Annotated in this window: 6 protein-coding genes; all 6 read right to left on the reverse strand. The window is 73.1% G+C overall.

Annotated features, from left to right (window positions below):
• A partial coding sequence (locus tag KILIM_RS21420) for an AAA family ATPase (protein ID WP_006594859.1) occupies nucleotides 1-820 on the reverse strand: 820 nt, incomplete at its 3' end.
• A gap of 82 nt (nucleotides 821-902) precedes the next feature.
• Nucleotides 903-1799: an NAD kinase gene (locus KILIM_RS21425; protein WP_006594860.1), complete on the reverse strand. Its 897-nt coding sequence runs from the start codon at nucleotides 1797-1799 to the stop codon at nucleotides 903-905.
• A gap of 15 nt (nucleotides 1800-1814) precedes the next feature.
• Nucleotides 1815-2603, reverse strand: coding sequence for a TlyA family RNA methyltransferase (locus tag KILIM_RS21430; protein ID WP_006594861.1), 789 nt, complete (start codon nucleotides 2601-2603; stop codon nucleotides 1815-1817).
• A complete protein-coding gene (locus KILIM_RS21435) occupies nucleotides 2600-2872 on the reverse strand; it encodes a hypothetical protein (protein WP_006594862.1) in 273 nt (90 codons plus the stop codon). The genes KILIM_RS21430 and KILIM_RS21435 overlap by 4 nt, the downstream gene beginning before the upstream one ends.
• Nucleotides 2869-3897: an HAD-IIA family hydrolase gene (locus KILIM_RS21440; protein WP_006594863.1), complete on the reverse strand. Its 1029-nt coding sequence runs from the start codon at nucleotides 3895-3897 to the stop codon at nucleotides 2869-2871. The genes KILIM_RS21435 and KILIM_RS21440 overlap by 4 nt, the downstream gene beginning before the upstream one ends.
• Nucleotides 3894-5074, reverse strand: a 1181-nt coding sequence (locus KILIM_RS24505) for a tetratricopeptide repeat protein (RefSeq protein ID WP_006594864.1), incomplete at its 5' end; no start/stop codon positions are given. The genes KILIM_RS24505 and KILIM_RS21440, both read right to left, overlap by 4 nt.

Consider the following 5074-nt stretch of genomic DNA (forward strand, 5'->3'; position numbering starts at 1 on the left):
CGGCCCCGGCGCCGACGTCGTCGAGCCCACCCGACCCGGCGGCCGAGGCACCGAAGGGGCCGGGCCCGCCGAACGAACCACCCGCAACCTCGAGGCCGGCGTCGGGCCCGGCCAGCGCGAGATGGGCGTGGCAGGCCGCGGTCCGCAGCACGTCTTGGTGGGACAGCCGGGCGTCCTCGGCGGCCAGCCCCTCTTCCTCCCCCTCGCTCGGGTCGAGCCGTTCGAGTTCGGCCAGGCCGCGACTCAGCAGTTGCGCCTCGACGTCTGCGTCGCGCTCGAGTTGCCCGACGCGAGCCAGCTCGGCGGTCAGCGCGGCGGTGCGCCGGTACTCCTGCTCGTAGGCGGCGCGCGGCTCGGCGACGGCCGCGCCGGCGAACTCGTCGAGCAGCACGCGATGCTCCTCGGGGCGGCGCAGCCGCCACTGATCGGCCTGGCCGTGCACGGCCACGAGGGTCTGGCCCACCTCGCCGAGCACCCCGACCGGGGCGGACCGACCACCGACGTGGGCGCGGGACCTGCCGGCCGCCGTGACCGTGCGTACGAGCACCACCTCGTCGGGGCATTCACCGCCGGCCTCGGCCACGCGCGCGCGGGCCGGGTGGTCGGCGCCCACGTCGAGCAGGCCCTCGACCGAGCAGGCCGACGCCCCCGTACGGACCGCGCCGGTGTCGCCGCGCGCGCCGAGCAACAGACCGAGAGCGGAGACGACCATCGTTTTGCCGGCGCCGGTCTCCCCGGTGAGCACGTTGAGACCCGCGGACAGCTCGAGCACGGCGTCGTCGATGACACCCAGATCGCGAATGCGCAGTTGAGCGAGCATGGGCCCAGGCTAGAAGCGACCACCGACAAGCCCGCCGAGGCGCGCCGAACATATGTTCGGCGCGTTCTCGCTGCCGATACCCCTACACGTGTCCGACGCCGCGCCAGCCGCCGACGGGCAGGGCGAACTTGGCGACGAGCCGGTCGGTGAACGGCGCCTGCGTCAGGCGCGCCAGACGGATCGGGTGCACGCCGCGACGCACCTCGATCCGGGCTCCGCGCGGCAGGTCGACCGGCCGGGCCCCGTCGCACCACATGACCGCGCGACCGGAGTTCTCGCCCAGCACCTCGACGGCCACCTGGCTCGTCGGCCCCACGACAAGGGGCCGGGCGAAGAGGGCGTGCGCGGAGATCGGGACGACGAGCACGGCCTCCACATTGGGCCACACGACGGGACCGCCGGCACTGAAGGCGTAGGCGGTCGAGCCGGTCGGGGTCGAGGCGATGATGCCGTCGCAGCCCCACGTCGACAGCGGCCGCCCGTCGATCTCCAGGACCAGTTCGAGCATCCGCTCCCGGGCCGCCTTCTCTACGGTCACCTCGTTGAGGGCCCAACTGGCGGCGACGACCTCGTCGTCGAGGGTGGCCTCGACGTCCAGGGTCATCCGCTCTTCGATCGTGTAGTCGCGCTCGACGATGTGATCGACGACGTCGACGACATCCTCGCGTTCGGCCTCGGCGAGAAATCCGACGTGCCCGAAGTTGATGCCGAGCAGGGGGATGCCGGCGTCGCGGGAGAGTTCGGCGCCCCGCAGGATCGTGCCGTCGCCGCCGAGCACGCAGACGAGTTCGCAGCCGCGGACCGGGTCGTGCTCGTCGGCGATCTGCAGGAGGGAGCCGCGCAGGTCGTGGTGCACGGCGTCGCCGGCAGGCACCACCGCCTCGATCCCGTGTTCGCTGAGCCGGTGCGCGAGAAACATGCTCAGGTGCTGCAGGTCGGTCCGAACGGCGTGCGACACGAGCAGTACGCGGCGCGTCATCGGCGTGCCCCTCCCTTAGGTCGTCGAGAACCACCCTAGATACTCGCGATTGCCGTTCGCGCCCAGGATGGGGCTGTCGGCCAGGTCGTGCAGCGTCCAACCCAGTTCTTCGGCGAGTCGCACGACCTCGTGAGCGGCCGCCGCGCCGGCCTCCGGGTCTTTGACCACCCCGTGTTTGTCGAGGCCCCCGCGGCCCACCTCGAACTGCGGCTTGATGAGCAGCACCGCTTGCCCCCGCACGTGCTGGCCGCTCCCCGCCGACCCGTCGGCCAGCAGCGCCACGAGTTGAGGCAGAACGAGCCGCAGGGAGATGAAGCTGAGGTCGGCGACGATCACGGTGAACGGCCCGTGCGCCGCGCGCAGCGCCGCCGGGTCGACGTCCCGGATGTTGGTGCCGGACAGCTCGGTGACCCGCGGGTCGTCGGCGAGTTGCGGCACCAACTGGCCGTGGCCGACGTCCAGGGCCACGACGTGCGCCGCGCCGCACGCCAGGAGGGTCTGGGTGAAGCCGCCGGTCGAGGCCCCAACGTCGAGGCACAGGTGGCCGTCGGCGGACAGGCCCCGGGGTCCGAAGGCCTCGAAGGCGGCGCTCAGCTTGCCTGCGGCCCGACCGACCGGCCGCGGGCCGGCGTCACCGGTCACCTCCACGCGGTCCGCGGCGGTGACCTGGCGGGCGGGCTTGGTCGTCACGCGCCCGTCGACGAGCACCCGCCGCGCGTCGATCAGTTCACGCGCGTCGGAGCGAGAGCGGGCCAGCCCGGAGCCGACCAGCCGCACATCCAGCCGGTCGCTCTGGGCGTTCACCGTCCCGAATCGCCCGCTGTGTCGCCCGACGAGTCGTCCATGCGGGCGCGCAGCTCCTCATGGGCCTGCTCGCCGGCCTCGAGGACCTCTTGTGTGTCGCCGGGGTCGGCCTCGTCGAGGCGCTTCATCGCGGAGCCGAGGTCGTCCCCGTCGCCCTTGGCCACCGGTTGCCCCGCACTCGCGTCGCTGCGCTCGGGAGTCTCGGGGGTCTCGGGAACCTCCGGGGTGTCGCCATTGGTTTCGGGGGCCTCGTCGTCGTGCTGGCTCATGTCGTCTCCGTCCGTTCCAGGGCCTGCTGCCACTGGGAGTCCTCGATGGTCGACAGGTCGTCTCCGGCGTCGGCGGCGGCCCAGCAGGCCGCCACGACCACCCGCAGACGAGCATCCGCACCGGCGGACCCCTGCGTCTCGATCTTGCCGTCTGCGACGCGGGCCCGCGCGCCGTCGCACTCGAACCAGCCGTCCGAGGCCGGTTCGGCAGCGACGTATGGGCGGTGCAGGGCGCGCAGGTCGCGGGCCAGGTAGCGGGGCCGCTCGGCGGGGCCGGCCAGGGCGACGTCCCGCGGGCTGCTGACCCCGGTGGCGACGTACAGCGAGTCCATGCCCGTGTTGACGGCGCCCGCAAGGTCGGTGTCGAGGCGGTCGCCGATGGCCAGGGTCTTGGCGATGTCGGTTCCCAGCACGCGGGCCGCGAGCATGTACAGCGGCGACTCGGGCTTGCCGACGACCACCGGATCGACGGCAACGGCGTGGCGGACCACGCCGACGAGGGCGCCGTTGCCGGGGGCCAGGCCACGGTGCGTCGGCAATGTGGTGTCGGCGTTCGTGGCGACCCACCGGGCCCCGCCCTGGATCGCGAAGGCGGCCTCGGCCAGGTCGGTCCAGGTGACGTCGCGCCCCAGCCCCTGCAGCACCGCCCGCACCCCGCTCTTGACGGCGGGGTCGCCGGGGCGGACCGCCCGCAGCCCGACCTCGGCCAGCGCCAGGGTGACGCCCTCGCCGCCGACCGCCAGCACCGGGGCACCGGCCGGCAACTCGGCGGCCAGGGTGTGGGCACCCGCCTGGGAGCTCGTCACGACGTCGGTGGGCACCAGCGTCAGCCCCAGGGAGCCGAGCTGGTCTGCAACCTCCCGCGGTGGCCGGGAGGCATTGTTGGTGGCGTAGACGATGCGGGTGCCTGCGGTCCGGGCGCCGCCCAGCGCCTCGACTGCGTGCGGCACGGCATCGGTGCCCTTGTAGACCACACCGTCCAGATCGCAGACGATGCCGTCGTAGCGGCTCACCAGGGTCGTCATCGTTCAGTGTCCTCCGTTGCCTCGACGTCGCTGCTTTCGGCGCTGTCCGGCGCCCGCTCCGGGTCGGTCGCCGCAGGCGCGTCCGGCCTGCGCGTGCCGTCCTGGCCGTCATCGCCTCGGCCGTCATCGTCCTGGCCGTCGTCGCCTCGGCCGTCGTAGTCCTCGCCGCTGTCCCCCTCGCTTTCGTCCTCGTCCTCGCTTTCGTCCTCGTCCTCGTCCTCGTCCTCGTTCTCGTCGTCGTCGAGGAGGTCGAGAACGACGACCCCGTCGATCTCCTCCAGGCGTTCGACGGCGTCGGTGTCTTGGTTGGGGTCGGCGTCGACCGCGTGGGCGAACCAGGTGCGAGCCTCGTCCTCTTCCCCGGCGGCCGCGAGGGCGTCGGCGTAGGCGTAGAACAGCCGCGCGGACCACGGGTCGCGGCGGCTCGGGTCGAGGGCCGGCCCGCGCAGGGCCAGGACCGCTGCTTGCGGCTGGTCGAGGTCGCGGCGAATGCCCGAGACGACGATGGCCAGCTCGATGCGCTCCTCGGGCGAAAGTTGGCGGCTCTCGGGACCGGTGGCTAGATCGAGGGCGCGTTCGTGCCGTCCGAGTCCGCGCTCTGAGTCGACCAGCAGCGGCAGCAGCCCGGAGCCGCCAAGCCGGCGCGCGGTGCGGAACTCGGCCAGCGCCAGCTGGTAATCGCCCTGACGATATGCGACTAGCCCCCGGGCCTCGCGGACGGCCGCGACCCGACCCGCCCGTCGCACGGCCGTGTCGGCGTGCTCCTGGGCTCGGTCGAGGTCGGTGTCGAGCAGGCGAGCCACCATGACGAGGTGCCCCGCGACGCCGGTCGCGTTCTCCTTGCTCAGGGTGCGCAACTGTTGCCGGGCGGTGTTGTCCAGATCCGAGAACTGAATGTCCTCGTCGATCGGCGGTTCTGGGATGCGCGGGGCGGCGTCGGAGCGCCGCGGCGGCCGATCCCCACGTTCGTCCCGGTCGGGCCGGTCGAAGCGGTCCCGTCGCTCGAAACGCTCACCGTCACGGTCTGCTCCCCCGCGGTCGGAGAAGCGCCCGCCTCGTCGGTCGTCGTCCCGCCGGTTGAAGGATCGGGGCCGGTCGCCGCTTTCGCGTCGGTCATAGGAGCGGGGCCGGTCGCCGCTTTCGCGTCGGTCATAGGAGCGGGGCCGGTCATCACGGT

This window comes from Kineosphaera limosa NBRC 100340 (assembly GCF_000298215.1).
Classification (GTDB): domain Bacteria; phylum Actinomycetota; class Actinomycetes; order Actinomycetales; family Dermatophilaceae; genus Kineosphaera; species Kineosphaera limosa.

What these genes read in the sequence shown, in the direction of transcription:
- KILIM_RS21425 (WP_006594860.1), bottom strand. Translation starts at nt 1,799, where the DNA reads ATGACGCGCCGCGTACTGCTCGTGTCGCACGCCGTTCGGACCGACCTG.
- KILIM_RS21435 (WP_006594862.1), bottom strand. Translation starts at nt 2,872, where the DNA reads ATGAGCCAGCACGACGACGAGGCCCCCGAAACCAATGGCGACACCCCG.
- KILIM_RS21440 (WP_006594863.1), bottom strand. Translation starts at nt 3,897, where the DNA reads ATGACGACCCTGGTGAGCCGCTACGACGGCATCGTCTGCGATCTGGAC.